Raw genomic sequence first — 24930 nt, 5'->3', positions numbered from 1 at the left:
GCACCGCGCTCGACCGCCGCGCATTGAGACAGTGCAGCTGTATGGGCGCAAAAGCAGGCGACTGTATCGCGCCGGCGGCTAGCGGGCGCGGCATGCTGGCGGCCCTTGCGATTCTCCGGGAGCACCGCTGCATGCCGTTCGAATTCCACCAGATAGATGCCTTCGCCGACCGTCCCTTCACCGGCAACCCGGCCATGGTCTATCGCCTGGACGCCTGGCCGAGCGAGGAGCTGATGCAGCGCATCGCCGCCGAGCACAACCTGGCGGAGACCGCCTTCGTGGTGAAGGAGGGTGCGGTCTGGCGCATCCGCTGGTTCACCCCCAGTTGCGAGGTGCCGCTGTGTGGCCACGGCACCCTGGCCGCGGCCCATGTGCTGTTCGAGGTGTATGGCGAGGCGGGCGAGCGCCTGGAGTTCGTCTGCCTGTCCGGCGCGCTGGCGGTCAGCCGCGAGCCTGGCCGGCTGGTGCTGGATTTTCCGGCGATCGGCCTGGCGCCGGTGGACATGCAGGCCGAGGTCGAGCGGGTGCTGGGGCAGAAGGTGCTGGCGGTGCAGCTGGGCAAGGAGCTGCTGGCGGAGCTGGAGTCCGAGCAGGCGGTGCGCGCCTGCACGCCGCACCTGGCCGCGCTGGCCGGATTGCCCGGGCTCGGCGTGATAGTCACGGCGCCGGGGCGCAACCACGATTTCGTCTCGCGCTACTTCGCCCCGGGCATCGGCATCGACGAGGACCCGGTCACCGGCTCGGCCCATTGCATACTGGCGCCCTACTGGGCCGGGCGCCTGGGCAGGCACGAGCTGAGCGCCTACCAGTGTTCGGCGCGTGGCGGCGAGCTGCACTGCAGGGTGTTGGGCGAGCGGGTGCAGATCGCCGGCCAGGCGGTGCTGGTGGCCAGCGGCAGGTTGTTCGTGTAAGGCGCGGCGCGCCGTTCAGCTGCTGCTGTAGCGGCGCACGCCGGACTCGCCCAGGCTGACATGGGCGGCCACGCTGCCGGGCGCGGCGAACACCACCAGGTGGTCGGCGGCGACGCGGATGCCGACCTGCTGGCCCGGCAGGTGGTCGGCGTGGCTGGGGAAGATCGCTTCCAGCTGGCTGCCGGTCGGCAGCTGCAGGCGGTACAGGGTGGCGGCGCCGAGGAAGGTCTTGCCGACGATCTGGGCACGCAGCGGGCTCTGGTCGTCCGGCACTATGTCGTCGGGGCGCAACAGCACGTCCACCGCGCTGCCCGGGGCCAGGGTGTAGGCGCGGTTACCGCGGATCACGCCCAGCTCGGTCTGCACCGTGTCGGGACTCAGCAGCTGGCCGCGGATGAAGTAGCCCTGGCCGACGAAGCTGGCGACGAAGGGCGTCAGCGGCTCGTGGTACAGGTTGAAGGGGGTATCCCACTGCTCCAGCCGGCCATCCTTGAACACGCCGACGTGATCGCTGACGGCGAAGGCTTCCTCCTGGTCGTGGGTGACCAGGATGGCGCTGGTGCCGCGCGCCTTGAGGATGTCGCGCACCTCGAAGCTGAGGCGCCGGCGCAGCTCGCCGTCGAGGTTGGAGAAGGGCTCGTCGAGCAGCAGCAGCTGCGGCTCCGGTGCCAGCGCGCGGGCCAGGGCCACGCGCTGCTGCTGGCCGCCGGACAGCTCGTGGGGGAAGCGCTTGCCCAGGTGGCCGAGCTTGACCAGCTCCAGCAGCTCGGCGGTGATGCGCTCGCGCTCGGGGTGCTTGCGGATGCCGAAGGCCACGTTGTCCGCCACGTTGAGGTGGGGGAACAGCGCGTAGTCCTGGAACACCATGCCGATGCGGCGCTTCTCCGGCGCCAGGGTGAAGCCGGCGCGCGAGATCACCTCGCCGGCCAGCTCGATCTCACCTTCCTGCACCGGCTCGAAGCCGGCGATGGCGCGCAGGGTGGTGGTCTTGCCGCAGCCGGAGGGGCCGAGCAGGCAGCCGATGTCGCCGGCGTTGAGGTGCAGGTCGAGCGCCTGCACGATGCGATGGCCCTGGTAGCCGCAGGCCAGCTGGCGCAGGGACAGCAGCAGCTGGCTCATGCGTTGCGGTAACCCGGGGCGACCAGCATTTCCAGCAGCGCTTTCTGCGCGTGCAGGCGGTTCTCGGCCTGCTGCCAGGCCAGCGAGCGCGGGTCGTCGAGCAGGTCCGCGCTGATTTCCTCGCCGCGGTGGGCCGGCAGGCAGTGCAGGAAGATCACGCTCGGGTCGGCGGCGTCGAGCAGGGCGCGGTTGACCTGGTAGGGCGCGAACAGCTTGAGGCGCCTGGCGCTTTCCTCTTCCTGGCCCATGGAGGTCCACACGTCGGTGCTCACCAGATGGGCGCCGGCCACCGCCTCGCGCGGGTCGCGGACGATCCGCACGCGGTCGCCGGCGGCCTGGATGAACTCGGCCTTGGGCTCGTAGCCCTCGGGGCAGGCGATACGCAGCTGGAAGTCGAACTGCACGGCCGCTTCCAGGTAGCTGTTGCACATGTTGTTGCCGTCGCCGATCCAGGCCACGGTCTTGCCGGCGATGCTGCCGCGCGCCTCGGCGAAGGTCTGCATGTCGGCCAGCAGCTGGCAGGGGTGCAGATCGTCGGACAGGCCGTTGATCACCGGCACCGTGCTGTGCGCGGCGAACTCGGTGAGGTTGCCGTGGGCGAAGGTGCGGATCATCACCGCGTCGAGCATGCTGGACATGACGATGGCGGTGTCGCCGATCGGCTCGCCACGGCCCAGCTGGGTGTCGCGCGGGGAGAGGAAGATGGCCTGGCCGCCGAGCTGGATCATGCCGGCCTCGAAGGACAGGCGGGTACGGGTCGAGGCCTTCTCGAAGATCATGCCCAGCACGCGCCCCTTCAGCGGCTCGAACAGCACGCCGCGCTGGCGCAGGTCCTTCAGCTCGATGGCTCGACGGATCAGCCCGGCCAGTTCCTGGGGGCTGTAATCCATCAACGAGAGAAAGTGCCTGGCGCTCATCTTCTTACTACCTTATTTCGACAACGGTCGCGGCCCGGTTTTTCCGGGGAAAAGCAGTCCGCTCAACGGCTGGAGCCGCGCGGGGCGACGGATGGGGGAGGCGCGATCTTATAAGGAAAAGACGCACCGGAGCAAATGAGCCCCGGGCGGACGATTTCTCCTCGGCCTGCGGCTGCCGTCACAAAAGTGACACATCGGCTTGCCCGTGCCAAATCCCCGCTCCTACCATGCGCCCCGCCTGGAATGGCACCCGCCCCGCAACGGGGCTTCATGGATAGCAATGCAAAGGAGTCTTGCATGAAACACGTAGCCTATGCCGCCGCCCTTTCCGCTCTGGCCCTGCTGACTGGCTGTGCCAGCCAGAACTACAGCCAGCCGAGCGCCCCGCTCAACGGTGAAGTGGAAACCAACCTGAAAGCGGACGTGAAAGTCGGCGAGTCCATCAGTGGCGAGTCTTCGGTGAACATCCTGTTCGGCATGTTCAAGCTGGGTGGCGACTCCCAGTACGCCGATGGCGTGACCTATGGTGGTGGCGAAGGTGGTTTCGCCCTGGGCCTGGACCCGGTGGCCACCGCCAAATCCGCCGCAGCCTTCAAAGCAGTGAAAAGCTCCGGTGCCGACCTGATCGTCGCGCCGCGCTATGAAGTCAGCGTGCAGGATTACATGGTGTACAAGTCGGTTAACGTCAAGGTGACCGGCAACAAGGGCACCATCACCGCAATCCGCTGATCGATGCGGGGCCCTGCCCCCTGTCGAACATGATTGCAGCCCGAATCGGCGGGCATGATGCCCGCCGATTCACGAAATGAAGGCCTCTGGCCAACCCCCTCTCCAGCCTCCATAGTCTTGTTTCCACGACCCGACCGGTCGTCTCGAACAGAACAATGAGGCTAGGCCATGACCAAGACCCTCCATCACCGTGCCTGTCACCTGTGCGAGGCCATCTGCGGCCTGACCATCGAAACCGCAGACCAGGCAGACGGCAGCCGCCAGATCCTCTCGATCAAGGGCGATGCCCAGGACAGCTTCAGCCGTGGCCATATCTGCCCGAAAGCGGTGGCCCTGCAGGACATCCAGAACGACCCGGACCGCGTGCGCCAGCCGCTGCGCAAGGTCGATGGGCAGTGGCAACCGATCGCCTGGGACGCGGCCTTCGCGCTGGTCGCCGAGCGTCTGTCGGCGATCCAGGCCGAGCACGGCAAGAACGCCGTGGCCGTGTACCAGGGCAACCCCAGCGTGCACAACTATGGGCTGATGACCCACAGCAACTACTTCCTCGGCCAGCTGAAGACGCGCAACCGCTTCTCCGCCACCTCGGTGGACCAGCTGCCGCACCATCTGACCAGCTACCTGATGTACGGCCACGGCCTGCTGCTGCCGATCCCGGACATCGACCACACCCAGTTCATGCTGATCCTCGGTGGCAACCCGCTGGCCTCCAACGGCAGCATCATGACCGTGCCGGACGTGGAGAAGCGCCTCAAGGCGCTCAAGGCGCGCGGCGGCAGGCTGGTGGTGGTCGACCCGCGGCGCAGCGAGACGGCGGCCATGGCCGACCAGCATCTGTTCGTGCGCCCGGGCAACGACGCCGCGCTGCTGCTCGGCCTGCTCAATACCCTGTTCGACGAGGGCCTGACCCGCGCCAGCCACCTGCCGGTCAACGGCCTGGAGCAGGTCCGCGAGGCCATCGCGCCGTTCACCGCCGAGGCCATGAGCGCGCGCTGCGGCGTGCCGGCGCAGGACATCCGCCAGCTGGCCCGCGATTTCGCCGCCGCCGAGTCGGCGGTGTGCTATGGGCGCATGGGCGTTTCCACTCAGGCCTATGGCAGTCTGTGTCACTGGCTGATCCAGCTGATCAACCTGGTCACCGGCAACCTCGACAGCGTCGGCGGCGCCCTGTGCACCAGCCCGGCCGTCGACCTGGTGGCGAGCACCTCGGGCGGCCACTTCAACGTCTGGCAGAGCCGCGTCTCCGGCCTGCCGGAATACGGTGGCGAGCTGCCGGTGGCGGCCCTGGCCGAGGAGATGCTCACCCCCGGCGAGGGGCAGATCCGCGCGCTGATAACGGTGGCCGGCAACCCGGTGCTGTCCACCCCCAACGGCCGCCAGCTGGAGCAGGCCCTGGAGGGGCTGGACTTCATGGTCGCGGTGGACCTCTACATCAACGAGACCACCCGTCACGCCGACCTGATCCTGCCGCCCACCGCGCCGCTGGAGCACGACCACTACGACACCACCTTCAACATGTTTGCCGTGCGCAACGTCACCCGCTTCAACGAGGCGGTGCTGGCCAAGCCTGCAGGTGCGTTGGACGACTGGGAGATCTTCGTCGGCCTGGCCCAGGCCTTCGCCGCGAAGAACGGCACCGAGCTGAAGCCGACGATGCCGCCGCAGCAGATGATCGACATGGGCCTGCGCTTCGGCCCCTATGGCGACAAGTCCGAGCACAAGCTCAGCCTGGCGGCGCTGCGCGACGCGCCACATGGCATCGACCTGGGCCCGCTCAAGCCGAACCTGGCGGCGCGCCTTAAGACCGAATCCAAGGCCATCGAGGCCGCTCCCGAGCTGCTGGTCGCGGACCTCGCGCGCTTTGCCGCCGAGCCGCAACCGGCGGCCGGCGAGCTGCTGCTGATCGGCCGCCGCCATGTGCGCAGCAACAACTCCTGGATGCACAACTACCAGCGCCTGGTGAAGGGCAAGCCGCGCCACCAGCTGCTGATGCACCCCGACGATATGGCCGGCAGAGGCCTGAGTGACGGTCAGCGCGTGCGCGTGCAGTCGCGGGTTGGGGTGATCGAGGTGGAGGCACTGGCCAGCGACGAGATGATGCCCGGTGTGGTCAGCCTGCCGCACGGCTGGGGGCATGCCCGGCCCGGCGTGCAGATGGCGATTGCCAGCGCCCAGCCGGGTGCCAGCGCCAACGACCTGACCGATGAGCGCCAGCTCGACGCGGTATCCGGCAACGCGGCGCTCAATGGCGTGCCGGTGCGCGTGGAGGCTGCCTAGAGATCCACTCCGTAGGCGGCGTAGATCCTCTCGATGGTGCCGTTCTGCTTGAGCCGCGCGAGCGCGGCATCCAGCTTGTCCACCCAGGCCGCGTGCCTGGGCTGGATGCGCATGCTGACATCGTAGGAACTGATCACGTCGCCTATTTCCAGCCGCCGGTATTCCACGATCTTGAGCTGGTGATACTGGGCAATGGCCTTGTTGACGATGATCTGGTCGAAGCGTGACTTGGCCAGCATGCTCAGCAGCTGTTGCTCGCTCAGGCCGTTGCGCCGGTCCAACTGCCCGGAAGCGATCAGCGGAGCCAGCTCGGGGTAGGCGTAGCCACGCACCATGCCCACCGACTTGCCGCGCAGGTCCTCGGGATGCCTTACCGGGAAAGCCTTGCCCGGCGCGAAGACCAGGCTGTCGACCACCTTGCCGAAGGGCAGCGAGAAGATTCCCGGGATCTTCTGGTCCTTCACCCAGCCGGGGTAGACGCCGGGCTCGATATCGAGCTTGCCCTCGTTGAACAGCAGGCCGATGCGCGGATAGGGGTAGTACTGCACGTTGAAGCGATCGCCGGTGATCCTCGCCAGCTCGTCGAAGATGTCCTGGTAGATGCCGCGCCTGCCATCCTCGATCATCATCGGCGGGTAGTCGTAGAAACCCACCTCGAAGGTTGCGGCATCCGCAGCCTGCAGGGAGCAGCTTAGGCACAGCGCAGTCAGCGCCTCGATCAACCGCTTCGGCACGGCGCCCGATCCTCCTTCCGGTTTCTCCTCAGCTTAGCCATCCCCGACCCAGGCGCTGGGTCTTTCGTGTACAATCGCGCCACCGCGCCCGGCACAGGTCCGGGAAAGTTCAGACGAGGTGAGTCGTGGATATTATCGATACCATCAAAGAGCAGATCGCCAACAACACCATCCTGCTGTACATGAAAGGCTCGCCGAACGCGCCGCAGTGCGGCTTCTCCGCTCGCGCCGCGCAGGTGGTGATGGCCTGCGGCGAGAAGTTCGCCTACGTGGACATCCTGCAGAACCCGGAAATCCGCGCCAACCTGCCCAAGTACGCCAACTGGCCGACCTTCCCCCAGCTGTGGGTGGCCGGCGAGCTGGTCGGCGGCAGCGACATCATGACCGAGATGTTCGAGAAGGGTGAGCTGCAGACCCTGATCAAGGAAGCCGCCGAGAAGGCCAAGGCCGAGTAAGGCGCTGCGTTGTTTCCGAAAGCCGATGCCTGTGCATCGGCTTTTTTGTGTCCGAGGATTCATGGATGAACAGATTTCTGCTGCTGGGCCTGGCCCTGCTGAGCGCCAGCGCCCAGGCCGACTGCGGCTACCGCCCGCTGGCCATCGCGCCGGAGACGGCCGCGCTTTATGTCGGCGTCGGCGAGCGGGTGCGGGTGGAGTTCGATAACTACAAGCTGGACGGCGAGGTGGACAGCTTTCCCGAGCCGCCGCTGCGTATCCGCCGGGACGCCGCCCTGTGCCAGGTCGACGGTGGCATCTGGCGGCGTGACGGCGTGTATCTGGATCGCGCCGAGCGGCGCCTGCTGGTGCAGAGTTTCAGCGGCTCGGGTGGCGAGCTGACGATCTTCGACACGGCCAGCTGCGCCGAACTGGCGCGCCTCGAGCTACCGGAAGCCAGCTGGGCCCTGCAGGGCGACAGCCTGGTCGTCGGGCGCCAATGCCGCGAGGCGGTGCTGGAACATTGCTCCCTGCGCGAGGTGCATGCCCTGGATGCCGAGTGTCTTCCCGATTGAGGACTACAACAGGCGTACCTGCGTCGCGCCGGGAGGCTGGCTGCAACCGGTCTGCGCAGTCGGCTCCAGATAGGGTGTAAGGAGCGGCGCCATGCCCTTGAGCACCTGCACCGGTAGCGCCGAGGTGAAGCGGAAACCTTCCGCCGCCTGGCCCGGTACGAAGGCGGTGAGGGTGCCGAAGTGGCGCGGCCCCAGGTAGAAGACGAAGGTGGCGGTGCGGTTCATCGCCCGCGAACTCAGCACATGGCCGCCGCGGGTGGTGCTCTCGATGCGGTTGTCGCCGGTGCCGGTCTTGCCGCCGAGCACCAGCGGCGTGCCGTCGGCCAACTGGAAGCTGCCGTGCAGGCGCCGCGCGGTACCGGCTTCGACCACCTGGGAGAGGGCACCGCGCAGGGCCGCTGCTACTTCCGAGGGCAGCACCCGCTGGCCACGCTGGCTGTCCTGCTGCAGTCGCGTTTCATAGGGCGTCCCGGCGGCGAAGTGCAGGCTGTCGATGCGCACGCTGGGCTGGCGGATGCCGTCGTTCTGAATGATGCCCATCAGCTCGGCCAGCGCCGCCGGCCTGTCGCCGGAGCTGCCGATGGCGGTGGCCAGCGACGGCACCAGGTGCTCGAAGGGGTAGCCCAGGCGCTTCCAGCGCTGGTGGATGTCGAGGAAGGCCTCGACCTCCAGCAGGGTGCGGATGCGGCTGTCGCGGGCGCTCTTGTGGCGGGTCTTGAACAGCCAGCCGTAGACCTCCTGGCGCTCCTCGGCGCTGGCCGCCACGGCGTCCTTGAAGCTGGCCTGCGGATTTTCGATCAGGTAGCCGAGCAGCCACAGCTCCAGCGGGTGCACGCGGGCGATGTAGCCCTGGTCCGGCAGGCTCCAGGCGCCGGGGCCATAGTCCAGGTACAGGGCCTGGAGCTTCTTGTCGGTGAGTTTCTCGGTCTTGTCGTTGGCGTGGGCGCGGATGAAGGTGGCGAAGGTCGCCTGGTCCACCTCCGGCATCAGGTAGCGGTGCACCGCGGCCAGGCGCACGGCGGTGGGGCGCAGGCCTTCGAGGAAGGTGTCCAGGCGCTGCTGGGCGCTCTGCCCCTGGTACTTGCGCCAGAAGCGCAGGAGGAAGGTGGTGCCCTCGCGGTCGGCGAAGCGCTTGAGGTAGCCCTCGCGCAGTGGATGCTTGTCGTCCTGCAGCAGCGCCGCGCTGTTGCTGGCGCCGTGGTAGGTGCTGTAGCGCACCAGGTCGCGCAGCAGGCGGATGAAGGGCAGGTTGATCGACTCCTGCAGGGCCACGCGCAGTGTGGGGATGCGTGCGTTGTCCTCGCGCTTGAAGTTGCTGAAGCTGTGCGCGCCGCCGCCGGTGAAGAAGGTCTCGTAGGGGCTGGCCGAATACTTGCGCTCCAGCGCCGCCTCCAGGGTGTCGCGCAGGTTCTGCTCGGGCTTGGCGATCAGCTGGTCGAGCACCCAGCGGCTCAGGTGATCCTGCGCCGCCACCTCGACCTTGCGCAGCGCGTCCACGCTCTGCCCGGCATAGCGCGCATGCAGCTCGGCGATCACTTCCAGGTAGGTGGTCAGCACCCGCAGCTTGGCGGTGGAGCCCAGTTCCAGCTTGCTGCCCTCGTTGAGGTCGAAGGGCTGGTCGGTGCTGTCGGTCTGCACCCGCACCCGCGCGCCATCCGGGCTGCGTTCGAACAGGGTGAAGCTGTAGCGCACCTCGGCGGTCTTCTCCGGCGACAGCAGGCGTTCGCCGAACAGGCCGATCTGCCCGGCGAACTCCGGGTTGGCCAGCTGGCGCAGGTAGGCGCTGGCCTGCTGCTGCAGCTCGGTGTTGAGGGTGCTGGTGGCGGCCAGATCGAGGCGGTCGAGGTCGTACAACGGCAGGTTGAGCAGGCCGGACAGCCGCGAGCGGGCCACGCTGATGCCCTTGTTGCCCTGCACCGGCTGGATCGCCGGGTACTGCTCCAGGTCGCGGAACTGCAGGCGCTGCGCCAGCGCCGCGTCGCGCAGCGCCCAGTCGATCACGCCGCCGCCGGCCAGCACGCGGATATGGCTGTCGGTCAGCGTCTCCAGCTCCTTGCGCCCCTGGGCCAGGTAGTAGGAGGGGCGGCGCTGGGCGATCATCAGGGCCAGCACCTGGCGCAGCGCCAGGCCGCGCTCGGTGCGGCTGGCCAGCGGCGTGCGGGCCGGGTCGAGGAGGGCGTTGACCCGCGCGAAGTCGGCACCGAACCACACGCGCAGGCCGTCGGCCAGGCCGTGCACCTCGCCGTGGCCGGGGGCGGCGGAGAGCGGCACGCTGTTGAGGTAGTCGCGCACGATGCGCTGGCGCGTGGCTAAGGTTTCCGGGCCCTGCTGGTAGGCGCGCACGCTGGCGGACACCATCTGCCGCAGCTTTTCCATGGCCGAGAGGGTCAGGCCGTCGGGCGAGTGGCGGTACTTCTCCAGCTGGGTGGCCAGGGTGCTGCCACCGGCCGACTGTTCCTGCAGGGCGAAGCTCTTGCCGACCTGCGACAGCGCCGCCCTGGCGAAGCGCGGCCAGTCCACCGCCGGGTTGGCCAGTGGCTGGTCGGCAGCGAGCAGGTGGCGGTTCTCGATGAACAGCAGGCTGCTGACCACCAGCGGCGGGATGTCTCTGAACTGCGGGTAGAGCTGCTGCGGGTAGCGGAACAGGTACAGCGGATCGCCGCGGCAGTCGCTGATGGCCAGGCCGGCCTGCATCTTCTCGGCGAAGGGCGGGAAGAAACCGTGGCCGGCGTAGGCGCGCAGGGCATCGGACTGGCGCGCCTGGGCGGTAATCAGGAATTGCCGTTGCTGCAGGCGCTCCAGCAGCAGCGGCAGGTGCGCGTAGCCCAGGCGCTTGTCAAAGGGGCCGTCGCTGGGAAACAGGATGGCCGGGCTCGGGCCGGGCTCGACCCGGTAGCTCAGGCTGGCGGCGTAGCGGCTGAACTCGCGGGCCTGCAGGCGCGCGGTGGTGAGCTCGCGGTAGGCGACTATGCCCAGGGCGATCAGCAGGAGCACCAGCAGTGGCCAGGTCAGGCGGCTCCAGGTGCGTTTGCGGCGGGGCTTTTTCGACGATAACAGCGGCTCAGGGTCGCTCAGGGGGAGCGCGGTCTGGGGTGTTTCTGACTGCCACAGTGAGCCCATGTTCGACTGGCCTGGCTGCTCAGGATCGGTGCTCTTGATCCAAGCTTAGTCGGCGCCGAGGGGGAGGCGGGCTTTTTGTCGTCGACTAGTCGTCATCGCACTCCACCTCTTCCTTGTACTCGTCGAACTTGGCTTCGCGCTTGACCTTGCAGGCGCCGACGCGAAATTCCTCCTTCCACTCGCCGCGCCAGTGCGCGCCGTGGCCGTGTCGGCACTTGATCTCGACCTCGTAGCCATCGTCCTCGAACTCTTCCTTGACCCGGCAGGGGCCGTCGCGGTACTCGGCCTCCCAGTCCCGCTGGCCCTGGGGCCAGCCGCCACGCGCATGATCGGCGAGGGTGGGCAGGCTCAGCAGCAGGCAGGCGGTGCACAGCAGGGGCGGGAAGAGCTTCATGGCGCGGGAACCGGTGGGGGCGTCATGCATTCGACGCCGGCACCGGGAAAAGGTGCCGGCTCAGCCGCGTGCCGCGCTGACCCCCTCGAGGGTGGCGAAGGAGGTGTCCTTGGCGGTGAGCAGGAAGTCGCGCATGAAGGGCGCATCCAGCATGTCGGCGCGGATGCCGGCGTAGAGCGTGGCGAACAGGCCCTTGTCGCCCAGGCGCTTGGCGGTGACGTAGCCGCGCGAGCTGTACTCGTGCAGCGCCCAGTTGGGCAGCCCGCAGACGCCGCGGCCGCTGGCCACCAGCTGCATCATCATCACGGTCAGCTCGGAGGTGCGCACCTGCGCCGGCTCGATGTCGGCCGGTTCGAGGAAGCGGGTGAAGATGTCCAGGCGGTCGCGCTCCACCGGGTAGGTGATCAGCGTCTCGCGCTCCAGGTCCTCGGGCTGGATGTAGGGCCGGCTCGCCAGCGGGTGCTGGTTGGCCACCGCCAGCAGCGCCTCGTAGGTGAACAGCGGCACGTAGGTGATGCCGGGCAGCTCCACCGGGTCGGAGGTCACCACCAGGTCGAGGTCGCCGCGGGCCAGCGCCGGCAGCGGGGCGAAGGAGAAGCCCGAGGCCAGGTCCAGTTCCACTTCCGGCCAGGCGTCGCGGAACTGGTCGATGGTCGGCATCAGCCACTGGAAGCAGCTGTGGCACTCGATGGCCATGTGCAGGCGGCCCGCGGTACCGCCGGCCAGGCGCGCCAGGTCGCGCTCGGCGGCGCGCAGCTGCGGTAGCAGGCTGTCGGCCAGCTGCAACAGGCGCAGGCCGGCGCTGGTGAAGCGCACCGGTTTGGTCTTGCGCACGAACAGCTGCATGCCCAGGCGCTCCTCCAGCTCCTTGAACTGGTGGGACAGCGCCGACTGGGTCAGGTGCAGGCGCTCGGCGGCTTCCACCAGGCTGTCGGCTTCGCGCAGGGCGTGCAGGGTCTTGAGGTGGCGCAATTCCAGCATGAGCGAATCTCAATGAATGAAATTTGTGATGATCAAGAATATGTTGAGTTTGTCTCATGGAGTGGTCGCTGTCGAGAATGTGCGCCATTGACCTGCAAGGAGACAGACAGATGGCACTGGCCCACAACCTCGGCTTTCCCCGCATCGGCCGCGACCGCGAACTGAAGAAGGCCCTGGAAGCCCATTGGCAGGGCGAGCTCGACGAAGCCGGCCTGCGCGCCGTCGGCCGCGAGCTGCGCGCCGCGCACTGGCAGCTGCAGAAGGACGCCGGCATCGAGCTGCTGCCGGTGGGCGACTTCGCCTGGTACGACCAGGTGCTGACCCACTCGCTGATGTTCGGCGTGATCCCCGAGCGCTTCCGGCGGCACGGCGCCCAGCCGACCCTCGACACCCTGTTCGGCATGGCCCGTGGGGTTTCTCGGAACAAGAGCAGCCAGAACAGCTGCTGCGGCGGTGTCCACGCCCAAGAGCTCACCAAGTGGTTCGACAGCAACTACCACTACCTGGTCCCCGAATTCTCCGCCGATCAGCAGTTCAGCCTGAGCTGGGAGCAGCTGTTCGAGGAAGTGGAGGAGGGCCTGGCCCTGGGGCACGCCCTCAAGCCGGCGCTGATCGGCCCGCTGACCTACCTGTGGCTGGGCAAGTGCAAGGGCGGCGAGTTCGACCGCCTCGAGCTGCTCGAACGCCTGGTTCCGGTCTACGGCGAGATTCTCCAGCGCCTGGCCGGGCTGGGCATCGACTGGGTGCAGATCGACGAACCGATCCTGGCGCTGGACCTGCCGCAGACCTGGAAGAACGCCTTCGAGCGCACCTACAACCTGCTGCAGCGCGAGCCGTGCCGCAAGCTGATCGCCACCTACTTCGCCGGCCTGGAGGACAACCTCGGCCTGGCCGCCGGCCTGCCGGTGGACGGACTGCACATCGACCTGGTGCGCGCCCCGGAGCAGTTCCCAGCCATCCTCGACCGCCTGCCGGCCTACAAGGTGCTGTCGCTGGGCGTGGTCGACGGTCGCAACATCTGGCGCAGCGACCTCGACCAGGCCCTGGGGCTGCTGCGCGAAGCCCACGAACGCCTCGGTGCACGCCTGTGGTTGGCGCCCAGCTGCTCGCTGCTGCACGTGCCGGTCGATCTGCGCCGCGAGGACCGGCTGGATGCCGAGCTGAAAAGCTGGCTGGCCTTCGCCGTGCAGAAATGCGCGGAAGTCGCCGTGCTGGCCCGCGCCCTGCGCGAGCCGCAGGATCCCGAGGTGCGTGCCGCGCTACTCGCCAGTCGCGCGGCACGGGGCAGCCGCGCCTCCTCGTCGCGCATCCACAAGCCGGCGGTGCAGGAGCGCCTGGCGGCGATTCGTCCCGAACACAGCCGGCGCCCGTCGCCTTTCGCCGAGCGCAGCGTGCGGCAGCGTGCACGGCTCAGGCTGCCGCTGTTTCCCACCACCACCATCGGCTCCTTCCCGCAGACTCCGGCCATCCGCCTGGCGCGCCAGGCGTTCAGGGCCGGCAAGCTGTCGGTAGCCGCGTACACCGAGGCCATGCACAGCGAAATACGCCATGCAGTGACGCTGCAGGAGCAGCTGGGACTGGACGTGCTGGTGCACGGCGAGGCCGAGCGCAACGACATGGTCGAGTACTTCGCCGAACAGCTCGACGGCTACGCCTTCACCCGCTTCGGCTGGGTGCAGAGCTACGGCTCGCGCTGCGTGAAGCCGGCGCTGATCTATGGCGACCTGTCGCGCCCGCGACCGATGACGGTGGACTGGATTCGCTACGCGCAGGGCTGCACCGACAAGCCGATGAAGGGCATGCTGACCGGCCCGGTGACCATGCTGATGTGGTCCTTCGCGCGCGACGACATCCCCCGCGAGCAGCAGGCGCGCCAGCTGGCCCTAGCCATCCGCGACGAGGTAGTGGACCTGGAGGCGGCCGGCATCAGGGTCATCCAGATCGACGAGGCGGCCTTCCGCGAGGGCCTGCCGCTGCGCAAGGCCGGTTGGCAGCACTACCTGGACTGGGCCACCGAGGCGTTCCGCCTGTGCGCCTCGGGGGTGCGCGACGAGACGCAGATCCATACCCACATGTGCTACAGCGAGTTCAACGACGTGATCGAGTCCATCGCGGCGATGGACGCCGACGTCATTACCATCGAGACCTCGCGCTCGGATATGCAGTTGCTGGAGGCCTTCGAGCGCTTTGACTACCCCAACGAGATCGGCCCCGGCGTCTACGACATCCACTCGCCGCGGGTGCCGGACCGCGCCGAGATGGTGCGCCTGATGAAGAAGGCCGCCCGACGGGTGCCGGCTGAGCGCCTGTGGGTCAACCCGGACTGCGGCCTGAAGACCCGTGGCTGGGCGGAGACCGAGGCGGCGCTGGTCAACATGGTGGCGGCGGCCAGGCAGCTGCGCGCCGAGTTGGCCTGAGCGCCGACAGCCGAGCGAGGCCGCTTCGCGGGTGGCGGCGGGGACTACTCGATGCGCTGCTCGCCGCTGAACACCAGGGTCGTCCGGCAGCGCCGGCAGAAGTAGCGGCGCCCCTGGGCCACCAGGCGATGGCGCTGGCTGGAGAAGGGGAACTCGCCGTCCGGGCACTGGCACAGGTAGAGGTAGCGGGTGCTCTTGCGCCGGCCCACCTCGTAGTGGTGGCAGCGCTCCGGCGGCAGCTCGTAGACCCCGCGCATGATCAGCTGCCATTCCTCGCCATGTGGCTGGATGCGCGGGCCGAACAGCTGGTACGCGACCAGATGGGCGACTTCGTGGGCCACCGTCTGCTTGAGGAAGTGCTCGCGGTTTTCCGCATAGAGCTTGGGGTTGAAGCGCAGCAGGTTTTCCTGCAGGTGGGCGACGCCGGCCTTCTGCCCGCGCAGCTTGAAGCTGACTTCGGGGCGTGGGAAGCGGCGCTTGAAGAAGTCTTCGGCCAGCTGGTAGCAGGCTTCGACGCGTGCGTGGAGAAGTTCGGGCATGGCGTGATTATGCCGGGCCGAGGCGCGGCATAAAACACGAAGCCGCCCGAAGGCGGCTCCCTGTGGCGGCAGGCCGGGTTTCCAATCAGCTGGTGTAGACAGGCCCCACGCCAAAGCCCCAGAGGATCACCGAGCAGGCGATCATCGCCACCAGCACCACCAGGCCCACGGCCAACACCGAGCTGGAGAACATGAAGCCCTCGTCTTCGGGGATGCCCATGAAGGTGGGGATACCGGCATACAGCAGGTAGACTGTGTAGCAGATGGCCGCGGTGCCGACGAACATGCCCAGCCACAGGCTCGGGTAGAGCGCGGCGACCCCGCCGATGAACAGCGGCGTGGCGGTGTAGGCGGCGAAGACCACGCACTGGGTCAGGGTCGGGTTGGAGTCGTAGGTGCGCGCCATCCAGTGGATGAAGGCGCCCATCACGGCCACGCCGGCGAGCATCGCCAGGTAGGACATGATGGTCATCTGCAGCGCGCTGGCCGCGGTGAGCTTGACCGGGTCGCCATCGCCGACCGTCCAGCCCACCTCGGTGGTGCCGAAGTAGGCGCAGATCGCCGGTATGGCCGCGAGAATCAGGACGTGGGTCAGGTACATGTGGCTGATGGTTTCTTCCTCGCCACGGATTTCCTGCCACTCTTGGTCGGGATGGGTGAAGAGCCCCCAAACATGGTGGATCATGCAGACACCTCCTCTTTTTATTGTCGATCGCCCCCGAGCGTAACGCCCGGTACGCGTGCTCAGCGTCACCGGGTGCAGGCCGAACTTACTGCGACCGTATGCCGCAGTATAGGAGAAGGGCGCAGCCCGCGTGAGCCGCGGCTTTAGAGCGAATCGCTCTCTAAGAGTCAGCCGTAATAGCGCTGCAGTATTTCCATCGCCAGGTTGATCGACTGCAGGCGCTCGGTGCTGCCGCCGCGGTCCGGGTGGTGCTGGCTCACCAGCTGGCGGTAGCGCAGCTTGATGCTGGCGAGGTCGAGCGGCCGGTCGCCGTCCAGTTCGAACAGCTCCAGAGCCGCGCGTTTCTCGTCACCGCCCTGCATGCGCGTCCAGAAGCTGGCCAGCAGCTTCTCCACGTCGCGCTCGGTGGTGTCGCGCAGGTGCTGCAGGTCGAGGTAGTAGTCGCGCAGCGGATCGTGCTCGGCCAGTGCCACGCTGCCGGGGCGCCAGGGCTGTAGCTGCACGCACAGCGGGCTGATGTGCAGGTGGGCCTCCTGGCGGCCCCAGAGGTGCTCGCGCAACCGGTACAGGGCGTTGAACAGCAGGAAATGGGTGCGGAACAGCACCAGCTTGTCGGCCAGTTCCAGGTGCGGGATATGCGTGGAGCGGCGCGCCTTGAGCTGCTGGATCAGCTGGAACTCGCTGATGCCGGCGGGCGCGGCGCGCAGCAGTTCGTGCAGTTGCTCGGCAAGGTCGAGGGCGGGGTCGAGGTCGTTGTTCATCGGCTGAGCCTAACACGGGCTGCCGCGAGCCGGCTTTGTGCGTAAAATAGCCAGCTTTTCGCCTTCACCCCGGATTCTCCAGCACCATGCCCAGCACCCTCTCGGTCAACCAGAACAAACTGCAGAAGCGCCTGCGCCGCCAGGTCGGCGAGGCCATTGCCGACTTCAACATGATCGAGGACGGCGACAAGGTGATGGTCTGCCTGTCCGGCGGCAAGGACAGCTACACCATGCTCGACGTGCTGCTGTACCTGCAGAAGGTGGCGCCGATCCAGTTCGAGATCGTCGCGGTGAACATGGACCAGAAGCAGCCTGGCTTCCCCGAGCACGTGCTGCCGGCCTATCTGGAGTCCATCGGCGTGCCGTACCACATCATCGAGAAGGACACCTACTCGGTGGTGAAGGAGAAGATCCCGGAGGGCAAGACCACCTGCTCACTGTGCTCGCGCCTGCGCCGCGGCACCCTGTACACCTACGCCGACGAGATCGGCGCGACCAAGATGGCGCTCGGTCACCACCGCGACGACATCCTCGAGACCTTCTTCCTCAACATGTTCTACGGCGGCACGCTGAAGGCCATGCCGCCCAAGCTGCTGTCCGACGATGGGCGCAACGTGGTGATCCGCCCGCTGGCCTACTGCAGCGAGAAGGACATCGAGGCCTACTCGGTGATGAAGGAATTCCCGATCATCCCGTGCAACCTGTGCGGCTCGCAGGAAAACCTGCAGCGCCAGGTGGTCAAGGAAATGCTCACCGAGTGGGAGCGCAAGAGCCCGGGCCGCACCGAGATCATGTTCCGCGCCCTGCAGAACGTGGTGCCGTCGCAGCTGGCCGACCGCAACCTGTTCGACTTCCAGAGCCTGAAGATCGACGACAGCGCCACGCCGCGCTTCCTCGATGTGATGAACCTGTGAGTGTGCGCCCTCTCCCATTTATGGGAGAGGGCGCTGTCTCCCCGCGTGGGTCGTCCCATAGGTAGGGCGGGTGAAACCCGCGTAACCCACACGCCGGTTTCACCCAAGATCATGCGCGCATGATCAGCTCGGGTACCGCGCGCTCCTCGACGAAGCGCTGCTGCACCAGGCACCTCACCTCGGCCGCATCGCGGATGCGGTACCACTCGCCGCTCGGGTAGACACTCAGGGTCGGCCCCTGGTCGCAGGGGAACTGGCACTGGGTGCGGGTGATATGCACGCCGTCCACGGTTTCCAGCCGACCGGCCGCCTTCAGCTCCTCGCGCAGCAGCTTCCATAGCGGCAGGGCGCCGCGCCGGGTGCAGCGCGGGCCGTTGCACAGCAGCACGCGGTAGCGGTGCGGCGGGATGCACGACCAGCTGTGACTGGCCGGCAGCTGCGGCACCTCCACGCAGCCCAGATGCTTGTCCGGCTGCTGGATCAGTTTGGCCAGCGCCACCACGTCCTCGTTATTGCCTGCGCAGGCGAACAGCTGATCGGCACGCTCGCCGGCCAGGGCCTGCAGCTCGCCGCGCAGCCAGTCCAACTGCGGGCTGCTGCCTAACGGGTCGAGATCGACGAGCAATAGTGGCAGCTCGTTAGCGTTCAGGCATTCGCGCACCCGCGCCCAGAGCTCGTCGTAGCCAGCGCCGGTATCGAACAGATCCTCCAGCACGGCAGCGCCGAATTGTTCGCTGAACTGGCGGCGGGTCAGCTCGGCGAAGCTGCCATGCTTGAGGTCGGGGCCGGCGAACAGCACGCGGGCGTAGATTGCGGTCTTCATCGGAAATCTCGGAGCAGCGGCTGCAGGGCCTGCCACAGGGTGTCGGGATCGGCGAAGCTGCGCTCCACCTCAGGCAGTTCGGGGCGTGCCAGCAGCAGTACCGGCAGGCCGCGCTCGCGGGCGACCTGCAGCTTGGCCTCGGTGGCATGGCCACCGCTGTTCTTGCTCACCAGCACATCGAAGCCCTCGGTGGCGAACAGCGCGCGTTCGTCCTCGAGGGTGAAGGGGCCGCGCGCGGCAATGCAGCGGGCACGTGGGTGTTCGAGCTGGGCGTCGAGCAGGCGCAGGGTCCAGTGCTGGTGCGCGGGAATCTCGTCGAGATGCGCCAGCGGCTCGCGGCCGAGGGTGAAGAAGGGCTTGGCGAAGGGTTCCAGCGCCTGGATCAGCGCGGCCCAGTCGGCCACCACGCGCCAGTCGTCGCCAGGCTGCGGCTGCCAGCCTGGACGGCGCAGCGCCCAGCAGGGCACGCCGGCCAGGCGCGCGGCCGCAGCGGCATTGGCGCTGATTTGCGCGGCATAGGGGTGGGTGACGTCCAGCAGCAGGTCGAAACCTTCGCTGCGAATAAAGTCGGCCAACCCTTCGGCACCGCCAAAGCCACCGACGCGCACCCGGCAGCTCAGATCCTCCGGCACCTTGCCCAGCCCGGCCAGGCTGTACAGGTGCTCGGGGCCCAGGCGGCGGGCCAGGCGCAGTGCATCGCCGACGCCGCCGAGCAGCAGCACGCGGGTCATGGCTTGTGCACGTGCAGCAGGGTGATCGGCAGGGCGCTGCGCCAGGTTTCGAAGTCGCCCAACGGCTGGGCCTGGGCCACGGCGATGCGGGTCAGCTCGCCGCCGTGCCGCTCGCGGAAGGCCACCAGAGCCGCCTCGCTCTGCAGGGTCACGGCATTGGCGACCAGCCGGCCGCCCGGTTTCAGCATCTGCCAGCACTGCTCCAGCACGCCGGGCACGGTGACGCCGCCGCCGATGAAGATGGCATCGGGGAATTCCAGGCCGGCCAGGGCCTGCGGCGCCTCGCCGGCCACCAGTTGCAGCTGCGGCACGCCGAGGGCATCGCGGTTATGGGCGATCAGCTGCTGGCGGCCGGCATCGGCTTCGATGGCGATGGCGCGGCAGCGCGGGTGGCTGCGCAGCCACTCGATGCCGATCGAGCCGCAGCCGGCGCCGACATCCCACAGCAGCTCGCCGGGGCGCGGCGCCAGGCGGGCCAGGGTGATGGCGCGCACGTCGCGCTTGGTCAGCTGGCCGTCGTGGCGATAGGCATCGTCAGGCAGGCCGATGGTCAACGGTAGCGGCTGCACGCCGGTGTCGGCCCTGCACTCGACGGCCAGTAGATTGAGTGCGGCCACTTCCTCCAGGCTCCAGCTTGCTGCCAGGCCATCGATACGCCGCTCGTGCGGGCCGCCCAGGTGTTCCAGCACGCTCAGGCGGCTGGCGCCGAAGCCGCGTTCGCGCAGCAGGGCGGCGATGGCACCCGGGCTGCTGCCGTCATTGCACAGGATCAGCAGACGCTGGCCGTCGTGCAGATGGCGGGCGACGGCGGGCAGCGGGCGCGCCACCACCGACAGCAGGGGCACGTCCTGCAGCGGCCAGCCCAGGCGGGCAGCGGCCAGGGAATAGGAGGAGGGCGCCGGCAGCACCCGCATCTCGCCTCCATCGACCTGCCGCGCCAGGCTGGCGCCGATGCCGAACAGCATGGGGTCGCCGCTGGCCAGTACGCAGGTCGGTGTGCCGCGTCGCTGCAGCACGGGTTCGAGGCTGAAGGGGCTGGGCCAGGTCTGGCGCGGGGCGCGGATGCACGACGGCAGCAGGTCGAGCTGGCGCGGCGCGCCGACAATGCATTCGGCCTCCAGCAGCGCGCGCCGCGCCGCCTTGCCCAGGCCGGCGTAGCCGTCTTCGCCAATGCCCACCACTGTCAGCCAGGCCGTCATGCAGCTCTCCTTGCGGTGACGCGCGGGCTTGGCCCGGCGCCGGAAAAAGCGGGCATAATAGCGCCTTCGTCGGTGCCCGGCCCCTCCAGGGGAGCCAATGGGCCTAAGAGGGAACATGGGTGAGCCTCCGCTCCAACCATGGCTGCCCCCGCAACTGTAAGCAGCGAGTCGCTCCGCACACACGCCACTGAGCAATCGGGAAGGCCGCGCCGCGATGATGACCTGCCAGCCAGGAGACCTGCCGACGACGCAGTCGCGAGTGCCAACATCGGGCGGGGTGTACCGATGCCAAGGAATCGCCCTGCCCGGGTGATGCCTCCGGTTTGGTCGCCGCGTCGTTTGTTGTCGGTGACCGCATGCAGCCAGTTGCTCCTGCCGCGTCTTTGTTGCGTCCCTCGGCTTGCCCGGGGTTATGGCGTGTCGTGCCCGCACGTGATGGCGGCATCTGCCGCGTCAAGCTGCCCGGCGGGCTGCTGACCAGCGCCCAGGCCCGCGCCGTGGCCGAGGCCGCGCGGCTCTACGGCAGTGGTGTGCTGGAGCTGACCAACCGCAGCAACCTGCAGCTGCGCGGTGTGCCCGAGGAGTGCCAGGCACCGCTGGTGCAGCACCTGCTGGCCGCCGGCCTCGGTCCGCGCAACCCGGCCGCCGACGACGTGCGCAACCTGCTGCTCAGCCCGGCGGCCGGGCGCGATCGCAGCGCACACCTCGATACCCGCCCGTTGGCCGCACGCCTGCTGGCGCTGCTGGAAAATACGCCTGAGTTTCACGGCCTGTCCGCCAAGTTCGCCCTCCAGCTGGACGGCGGCGAGGCCCTGGCGATGCTCGACCATCCCCACGACCTGTGGCTCAGCGCCCTGCCCGGCGGTACGCACCTGGCCTTCGGCCTGGCGGGTTGCCCGGGCGACGCCGCCCTGGGCGTGATTTCGCTGGCACAGGCGGAGCCGCTGGTGGATGCCGTGCTGCGGCTGTTCCTGCAATTGGCCGGCGGGCACACCCGGATGCGCCAGCTGCTGGCCGAGCTGCCGGTGGAGCAGTTCCTCACGCGCTTGCCGTTTGCCCCGGAGCGCGCGCTGCCGCCCTTGGCGCGCACCCGCCACGAGGGCCCGCCGCTGGGCGTGCATGTCCAGGCGCAGCACGGGCTGGTCATGCTGCTGGCCGGCGCGCCGCTGGGCCGGCTGGAAGCCGTCCAGCTGTGGGCCCTGGCCGACTTGGCCGACACCGAGGGCAGCGGTGAGCTGCACCTCACGCCCTGGCAGGGCGTGCTGCTGCCGGATGTGCCCGTTGCCCGCCAGGCCATCGTGGCGCAAGCCTTGAATGACATCGGCCTGCTGCTGGATGACCGCGCGCCGCTGGCGCGGATGCTCGCCTGCAGCGGCAGCGCCGGCTGCGCCAAGGCCGGCGCGGACACCAAGGCCGATGCCCAGCGTCTGGCCGAGCGCCTTGGCCCCAATGGACCGGCCCAGGTGCACCTGAGCGGCTGCCCGCGCAGTTGCGCCGCCGCCCATGTCGCGCCCTACACGCTGCTGGCCCAGCCCGGCGGCCGCTATGACCTCTATTGCCGCGAGCAGGGCCAGGCCGGATTCGGCCGCCTGCTGGCGACGTCCCTCGATATCGACCAAGCCGGCGAGTGCCTCGCCGCAGGAAATTCCGAATGATCGATTACATCCGCGATGGTCAGGAGATCTATCGCCAGTCCTTCGCCACCATCCGCGCCGAGGCCGATCTCGCGGCCATCCCGGCCGACCTGGAAAAGCTCGCGGTACGGCTGATCCACGCCTGCGGCATGGTCGACGTGGTGCAGGACCTGCGCTTCTCGCCCGGTGCCGGCGCCGCCGGCCGCGCGGCCTTGGCCAATGGGGCGCCGATCCTCTGCGACGCGCGCATGGTCGCCGAGGGCATCACCCGCGCGCGCTTGCCGGCGAACAACCCGGTGATCTGCACCCTGAACGAGGCGGACGTGCCGCAGCTGGCCCGTGACCTCGGCAACACCCGTTCGGCGGCGGCGCTGGAGCACTGGCGCGAGCATCTGGACGGCAGCGTGGTGGTAATCGGCAATGCGCCGACCGCGCTGTTCTACCTGCTGGAAATGCTCGACGCCGGCGCGCCGAAGCCGGCGCTGATCCTCGGCATGCCGGTGGGCTTTATCGGCGCCGCCGAATCCAAGGACATGCTGGCCGCCGACAGCCGCGGCGTGCCCTACGTGATCGTGCGTGGCCGCCGCGGCGGCAGCGCCATGGCCGCCGCCGCCGTCAACGCCCTGGCCACGGAGGTGGAGTGATGAGGGGACGTCTGCTCGGCCTTGGCGTCGGCCCCGGCGATCCGGAGCTGATCACCTTGAAAGCCCTGCGCCTGCTGCAGTCGGCGCCGGTGGTGGGCTACTTCGTGGCCAAGGCCAAGGCCAGCAAGGGCCAGGGCGGCAACGCCTTCGGCATCATCGAACAGCACCTCACCGACGCTCAGCGCCGCCTGCCGCTGGTCTACCCGGTGACCACCGAGAAGCTGGAGCCGCCGCTGACCTACGAGGATGTGATCGCCGACTTCTACGACACCTGCGCTGTGCAGATCGCCGCCGAGCTGGATGCCGGCCGCGACGTGGCGGTGATCTGCGAGGGCGACCCGTTCTTCTACGGCTCCTACATGTACCTGCACGACCGCCTGGCCGAGCGCTATGAGGCCGAGGTGGTGCCCGGCGTGTGCTCGATGCTCGGCTGCGCCTCGGTGCTGGGCACGCCGCTGGTGTATCGCAACCAGAGCTTGAGCGTGCTCTCCGGCGTGCTGCCGGAGGAGGAACTGGAGCAGCGCCTGCGCACTGCCGAGGCCGCCGTGGTGATGAAGCTCGGCCGCAACTTCGACAAGGTGCGCCGCGTGCTGCAACGCCTCGGCCTGGCCGAGCGTGCGCACTACGTGGAGCGCGCGACCATGGACAACCAGCAGATAGTGCCGCTGGAGCAGGTCGACCCGCTGGCCTCGCCGTACTTCTCGATGATCCTGGTGCCGGGGGAGAAGTGGCGTGGCTGAGTTCGTGAATCCCGCCGCCATCGTGATCCTCGGCGCCTCGGCTCTAGAGACCGCGCGCCGCGTGCAGCAGCGTTATCCTGCGGCGCGCATCCACGGCCTGGCCGGGCGGGTGGAGGCGGTCGACGAGCCCTACCGCGAATTCGCCGAACACCTGCGCGGCCTTTACCGCGCCGGCACGCCGATCATCGCCCTGTGCGCCGCCGGCATCGTGATCCGCAGCCTGGCTTCGGCCCTGGTGGAGAAGGGCATGGAGCCACCGGTGCTGGCCCTGGCCGAAGACGGCAGCGCCGTGGTGCCGCTGCTCGGCGGCCTGGCCGGGGTCAACCGCCTGGCCCGCGAGCTGGGCGACTGGCTGGCGGTGGCGCCGGCAATCACCACCAGTGGCGAGCTGCGCTTCGGCACCTGCCTGCTCGACCCGCCAGTTGGGTATGCCCTGGCCGATCTGGAACAGGGCAAGCGCCTGGTCAGCGACCTGCTCGGCGGCGCGCGCCTGCGCGTCGAGGGCGAGGCGCCCTGGCTGGTGCAGGCCGACCTGCCGCTGCATACCGAGGGCGAGCGCTGCCTGCGCATCGATGTGGCCGCCGCCAGCGACGACGATGCGCTGCTGATTCATCCGCGGCGGGTGCTGGCGCGTTGTGCCGAGCCTTCCGCCAAGGGTGTTCGCGCCGCCCTGGCCGACGCCGGCCTGGCCGAGGCTGCTCTGGCCGCGCTGCTGGTCGAGGGAGAAGGGCGCGCGTTGCCCAGCGCCGAGCAGGCCGCCGCCGAGCTGAAAGTACCGCTGCGCTTTATCGACTCGACGGCCGCACTGCCGCCGGCCTGCTACGAAGCGCCGGGGCTGAGTCTGCATCTGGCCGCGAGTCCCGAGTCCGCTGCCGACTTGGGCCGCCCACGTGGCCGCCTCAGCGTGGTCGGTATCGGCCCCGGCTGCGCCGAGCTGCTGGCCCCGGTCGTGCGCCGCGTGCTGGATGAGGCCGAGGATGTGCTCGGCTACGAGACCTACGTGACCATGGCCGGCCCCTATCGCGAAGACCAGCGCCTGCACGCCAGTGACAACCGCGAGGAGCTGCAGCGCGCCGCCCATGCCTTCGAGCTGGCCGCGCAGGGGCGCCGCGTGGTGATGGTGTCCTCCGGCGACCCCGGCGTATTCGCCATGGCTGCCGCGGTGATGGAGGCGCTGGAGGCTTCCGGCGATGCGCGCTGGCAGGGCGTGGAGCTGGAAGTGCTGCCTGGCATTTCCGCCGCGCTGGCCACCGCCGCCCGCGCCGGCGCGCCGCTGGGCCATGACTTCTGCCTGATCTCCCTGTCCGACAACCTCAAGCCCTGGGCGGTGATCGAGAAGCGCCTGCAACACGCCGCTGCCGCCGACCTGGCCATGGCCTTCTACAACCCGATCTCCAAGGCCCGCCCCTGGCAGCTCGGCCGCGCCCTCGACCTGCTGCGCCAGCACCGCGAACCGCAGACCCTGGTGGTGCTCGGCCGCGACATCGGTCGCCCGGCCGAGGCCCTGCGTGTGCTCACCCTTGGCGAGCTGACCCCGCAGCTGGTGGACATGCGCACCCTGGTGATCATCGGCTCCAGCCAGACGCGCCGCTTCCCGCGCCAGGGCGGCGGCGAGTGGGTGTACACGCCGCGCTGGTATCCGCAGGCCTGAG

Annotated in this window: 23 protein-coding genes and 1 riboswitch; of the genes, 11 read left to right on the top strand and 12 right to left on the bottom strand. The window is 68.7% G+C overall.

Features of this window, described 5'->3' with window-relative positions:
* Positions 1-131: 131 nt before the first annotated feature.
* Positions 132-911 (top strand): PhzF family phenazine biosynthesis protein, encoded by a 780-nt coding sequence (locus tag DMO17_RS09375; RefSeq protein WP_110682218.1) that lies wholly within the window; start codon positions 132-134, stop codon positions 909-911.
* A gap of 15 nt (positions 912-926) precedes the next feature.
* On the opposite strand, the gene DMO17_RS09370 is transcribed toward DMO17_RS09375, so the two are convergent.
* Complete coding sequence (locus tag DMO17_RS09370) at positions 927-2030, bottom strand: ABC transporter ATP-binding protein (RefSeq protein WP_110682217.1); 1104 nt, start codon at positions 2028-2030, stop codon at positions 927-929.
* Positions 2027-2947, bottom strand: coding sequence for an ornithine carbamoyltransferase (gene argF / locus DMO17_RS09365; RefSeq protein ID WP_110682216.1), 921 nt, complete (start codon positions 2945-2947; stop codon positions 2027-2029). The genes DMO17_RS09370 and argF overlap by 4 nt, the downstream gene beginning before the upstream one ends.
* Before the next feature lie 297 nt (positions 2948-3244).
* Between argF and DMO17_RS09360 the strand changes: the two genes are divergently transcribed.
* Together DMO17_RS09360 and DMO17_RS09355 are read left to right on the top strand one after the other, a co-directional pair.
* Entirely contained in the window at positions 3245-3676 is a 432-nt protein-coding gene (locus tag DMO17_RS09360; RefSeq protein ID WP_110682215.1) for a hypothetical protein, read from the top strand.
* Positions 3677-3844: 168 nt separating this feature from the next.
* Positions 3845-5953: a molybdopterin oxidoreductase family protein gene (locus tag DMO17_RS09355; protein WP_110682214.1), complete on the top strand. Its 2109-nt coding sequence runs from the start codon at positions 3845-3847 to the stop codon at positions 5951-5953.
* Here DMO17_RS09355 and DMO17_RS09350 read toward each other — a convergent pair.
* A complete protein-coding gene (locus tag DMO17_RS09350; protein WP_146224906.1) occupies positions 5950-6687 on the bottom strand; it encodes a substrate-binding periplasmic protein in 738 nt (245 codons plus the stop codon). The two genes, DMO17_RS09355 and DMO17_RS09350, sit on opposite strands and share 4 nt — an antisense overlap.
* Before the next feature lie 125 nt (positions 6688-6812).
* On the opposite strand from DMO17_RS09350, the gene grxD reads away from it, so the two are divergent.
* Entirely contained in the window at positions 6813-7142 is a 330-nt protein-coding gene (gene grxD, locus DMO17_RS09345; protein WP_110682212.1) for a Grx4 family monothiol glutaredoxin, read from the top strand.
* 65 nt (positions 7143-7207) lie between these two features.
* Positions 7208-7696 carry a hypothetical protein gene (locus tag DMO17_RS09340; RefSeq protein WP_181418758.1) on the top strand — a complete coding sequence of 163 codons (489 nt, stop codon included), beginning with the start codon at positions 7208-7210 and terminating at the stop codon, positions 7694-7696.
* Positions 7697-7699: 3 nt separating this feature from the next.
* Here DMO17_RS09340 and DMO17_RS09335 read toward each other — a convergent pair whose 3' ends face one another.
* The 3 genes from DMO17_RS09335 to metR form a co-directional block, all read right to left on the bottom strand.
* Entirely contained in the window at positions 7700-10816 is a 3117-nt protein-coding gene (locus DMO17_RS09335) for a transglycosylase domain-containing protein (protein ID WP_110682210.1), read from the bottom strand.
* Positions 10817-10901: 85 nt separating this feature from the next.
* Positions 10902-11210: a hypothetical protein gene (locus DMO17_RS09330; RefSeq protein WP_146224904.1), complete on the bottom strand. Its 309-nt coding sequence runs from the start codon at positions 11208-11210 to the stop codon at positions 10902-10904.
* A gap of 60 nt (positions 11211-11270) precedes the next feature.
* On the bottom strand, positions 11271-12191 hold the full coding sequence (metR, locus tag DMO17_RS09325) for a transcriptional regulator MetR (RefSeq protein WP_110682208.1): 921 nt from the start codon (positions 12189-12191) through the stop codon (positions 11271-11273).
* Between the two features lie 110 nt (positions 12192-12301).
* Here metR and metE point away from each other — a divergent pair, with 110 nt between their 5' ends.
* Positions 12302-14608 (top strand): 5-methyltetrahydropteroyltriglutamate--homocysteine S-methyltransferase, encoded by a 2307-nt coding sequence (metE, locus tag DMO17_RS09320; protein WP_110682207.1) that lies wholly within the window; start codon positions 12302-12304, stop codon positions 14606-14608.
* 44 nt (positions 14609-14652) lie between these two features.
* On the opposite strand, the gene DMO17_RS09315 is transcribed toward metE, so the two are convergent.
* The 3 genes from DMO17_RS09315 to DMO17_RS09305 form a co-directional block, all read right to left on the bottom strand.
* Positions 14653-15261 carry a SprT family zinc-dependent metalloprotease gene (locus tag DMO17_RS09315; RefSeq protein WP_258371508.1) on the bottom strand — a complete coding sequence of 203 codons (609 nt, stop codon included), beginning with the start codon at positions 15259-15261 and terminating at the stop codon, positions 14653-14655.
* Positions 15233-15832: a Yip1 family protein gene (locus tag DMO17_RS09310; protein WP_110682205.1), complete on the bottom strand. Its 600-nt coding sequence runs from the start codon at positions 15830-15832 to the stop codon at positions 15233-15235. The genes DMO17_RS09315 and DMO17_RS09310 overlap by 29 nt, the downstream gene beginning before the upstream one ends.
* A 167-nt stretch (positions 15833-15999) precedes the next feature.
* The gene (locus DMO17_RS09305; protein WP_110682204.1) at positions 16000-16593 is read right to left on the bottom strand and encodes a DNA-J related domain-containing protein; all 594 of its coding nucleotides are present in this window, start codon (positions 16591-16593) and stop codon (positions 16000-16002) included.
* 86 nt (positions 16594-16679) lie between these two features.
* Here DMO17_RS09305 and ttcA point away from each other — a divergent pair, with 86 nt between their 5' ends.
* The gene (ttcA, locus tag DMO17_RS09300) at positions 16680-17507 is read left to right on the top strand and encodes a tRNA 2-thiocytidine(32) synthetase TtcA (protein WP_021699158.1); all 828 of its coding nucleotides are present in this window, start codon (positions 16680-16682) and stop codon (positions 17505-17507) included.
* Positions 17508-17616: 109 nt separating this feature from the next.
* Here the strand turns inward: ttcA and DMO17_RS09295 are convergent, their stop codons facing one another.
* Genes DMO17_RS09295 through cbiE form a run of 3 tightly spaced genes read right to left on the bottom strand, consistent with a single transcriptional unit; the run spans position 17617 to position 20260 of the window.
* Entirely contained in the window at positions 17617-18330 is a 714-nt protein-coding gene (locus DMO17_RS09295) for a (2Fe-2S) ferredoxin domain-containing protein (protein WP_110682203.1), read from the bottom strand.
* The gene (locus DMO17_RS09290; protein WP_110682202.1) at positions 18327-19061 is read right to left on the bottom strand and encodes a cobalt-precorrin-6A reductase; all 735 of its coding nucleotides are present in this window, start codon (positions 19059-19061) and stop codon (positions 18327-18329) included. The genes DMO17_RS09295 and DMO17_RS09290 overlap by 4 nt, the downstream gene beginning before the upstream one ends.
* The gene (gene cbiE, locus DMO17_RS09285; RefSeq protein ID WP_110682201.1) at positions 19058-20260 is read right to left on the bottom strand and encodes a precorrin-6y C5,15-methyltransferase (decarboxylating) subunit CbiE; all 1203 of its coding nucleotides are present in this window, start codon (positions 20258-20260) and stop codon (positions 19058-19060) included. The genes DMO17_RS09290 and cbiE overlap by 4 nt, the downstream gene beginning before the upstream one ends.
* 53 nt (positions 20261-20313) lie before the next feature.
* Positions 20314-20520: riboswitch (cobalamin riboswitch) on the top strand.
* A 96-nt stretch (positions 20521-20616) separates the two neighbouring features.
* Between cbiE and cobG the strand changes: the two genes are divergently transcribed.
* The 4 genes from cobG to cobJ are packed head-to-tail and all read left to right on the top strand — an operon-like array spanning position 20617 to position 24929.
* Positions 20617-21915: a precorrin-3B synthase gene (cobG, locus tag DMO17_RS09280; RefSeq protein ID WP_110682200.1), complete on the top strand. Its 1299-nt coding sequence runs from the start codon at positions 20617-20619 to the stop codon at positions 21913-21915.
* A complete protein-coding gene (locus DMO17_RS09275) occupies positions 21912-22538 on the top strand; it encodes a precorrin-8X methylmutase (protein ID WP_110682199.1) in 627 nt (208 codons plus the stop codon). Before cobG ends, DMO17_RS09275 begins: the two co-directional genes overlap by 4 nt.
* Entirely contained in the window at positions 22538-23278 is a 741-nt protein-coding gene (locus DMO17_RS09270; RefSeq protein ID WP_110682198.1) for a precorrin-2 C(20)-methyltransferase, read from the top strand. Before DMO17_RS09275 ends, DMO17_RS09270 begins: the two co-directional genes overlap by 1 nt.
* Positions 23271-24929 carry a precorrin-3B C(17)-methyltransferase gene (gene cobJ / locus DMO17_RS09265; protein ID WP_258371506.1) on the top strand — a complete coding sequence of 553 codons (1659 nt, stop codon included), beginning with the start codon at positions 23271-23273 and terminating at the stop codon, positions 24927-24929. The genes DMO17_RS09270 and cobJ overlap by 8 nt, the downstream gene beginning before the upstream one ends.
* Position 24930 lies beyond the last annotated feature (1 nt).

It is taken from the genome of Aquipseudomonas alcaligenes (genome assembly GCF_003205495.1).
Classification (GTDB): Bacteria; Pseudomonadota; Gammaproteobacteria; order Pseudomonadales; family Pseudomonadaceae; genus Aquipseudomonas; species Aquipseudomonas alcaligenes_B.
The sequence above is the reverse complement of the archived record's forward strand: the minus strand, read 5'-3'. Positions and strand labels throughout refer to the sequence as shown.

Bases quoted from the DNA above. Each gene is read 5' to 3' on its own strand.
- DMO17_RS09275 (WP_110682199.1), top strand. From the start codon at position 21,912: ATGATCGATTACATCCGCGATGGTCAGGAGATCTATCGCCAGTCCTTC.
- DMO17_RS09340 (WP_181418758.1), top strand. From the start codon at position 7,208: ATGAACAGATTTCTGCTGCTGGGCCTGGCCCTGCTGAGCGCCAGCGCC.
- ttcA (WP_021699158.1), top strand. From the start codon at position 16,680: ATGCCCAGCACCCTCTCGGTCAACCAGAACAAACTGCAGAAGCGCCTG.
- DMO17_RS09270 (WP_110682198.1), top strand. From the start codon at position 22,538: ATGAGGGGACGTCTGCTCGGCCTTGGCGTCGGCCCCGGCGATCCGGAG.
- DMO17_RS09310 (WP_110682205.1), bottom strand. From the start codon at position 15,832: ATGATCCACCATGTTTGGGGGCTCTTCACCCATCCCGACCAAGAGTGG.
- metE (WP_110682207.1), top strand. From the start codon at position 12,302: ATGGCACTGGCCCACAACCTCGGCTTTCCCCGCATCGGCCGCGACCGC.
- cobG (WP_110682200.1), top strand. From the start codon at position 20,617: ATGCAGCCAGTTGCTCCTGCCGCGTCTTTGTTGCGTCCCTCGGCTTGC.
- DMO17_RS09335 (WP_110682210.1), bottom strand. From the start codon at position 10,816: ATGGGCTCACTGTGGCAGTCAGAAACACCCCAGACCGCGCTCCCCCTG.
- metR (WP_110682208.1), bottom strand. From the start codon at position 12,191: ATGCTGGAATTGCGCCACCTCAAGACCCTGCACGCCCTGCGCGAAGCC.
- DMO17_RS09290 (WP_110682202.1), bottom strand. From the start codon at position 19,061: ATGACCCGCGTGCTGCTGCTCGGCGGCGTCGGCGATGCACTGCGCCTG.
- DMO17_RS09370 (WP_110682217.1), bottom strand. From the start codon at position 2,030: ATGAGCCAGCTGCTGCTGTCCCTGCGCCAGCTGGCCTGCGGCTACCAG.
- DMO17_RS09360 (WP_110682215.1), top strand. From the start codon at position 3,245: ATGAAACACGTAGCCTATGCCGCCGCCCTTTCCGCTCTGGCCCTGCTG.
- cbiE (WP_110682201.1), bottom strand. From the start codon at position 20,260: ATGACGGCCTGGCTGACAGTGGTGGGCATTGGCGAAGACGGCTACGCC.
- argF (WP_110682216.1), bottom strand. From the start codon at position 2,947: ATGAGCGCCAGGCACTTTCTCTCGTTGATGGATTACAGCCCCCAGGAA.
- DMO17_RS09295 (WP_110682203.1), bottom strand. From the start codon at position 18,330: ATGAAGACCGCAATCTACGCCCGCGTGCTGTTCGCCGGCCCCGACCTC.
- DMO17_RS09375 (WP_110682218.1), top strand. From the start codon at position 132: ATGCCGTTCGAATTCCACCAGATAGATGCCTTCGCCGACCGTCCCTTC.
- DMO17_RS09305 (WP_110682204.1), bottom strand. From the start codon at position 16,593: ATGAACAACGACCTCGACCCCGCCCTCGACCTTGCCGAGCAACTGCAC.
- DMO17_RS09355 (WP_110682214.1), top strand. From the start codon at position 3,845: ATGACCAAGACCCTCCATCACCGTGCCTGTCACCTGTGCGAGGCCATC.
- DMO17_RS09330 (WP_146224904.1), bottom strand. From the start codon at position 11,210: ATGAAGCTCTTCCCGCCCCTGCTGTGCACCGCCTGCCTGCTGCTGAGC.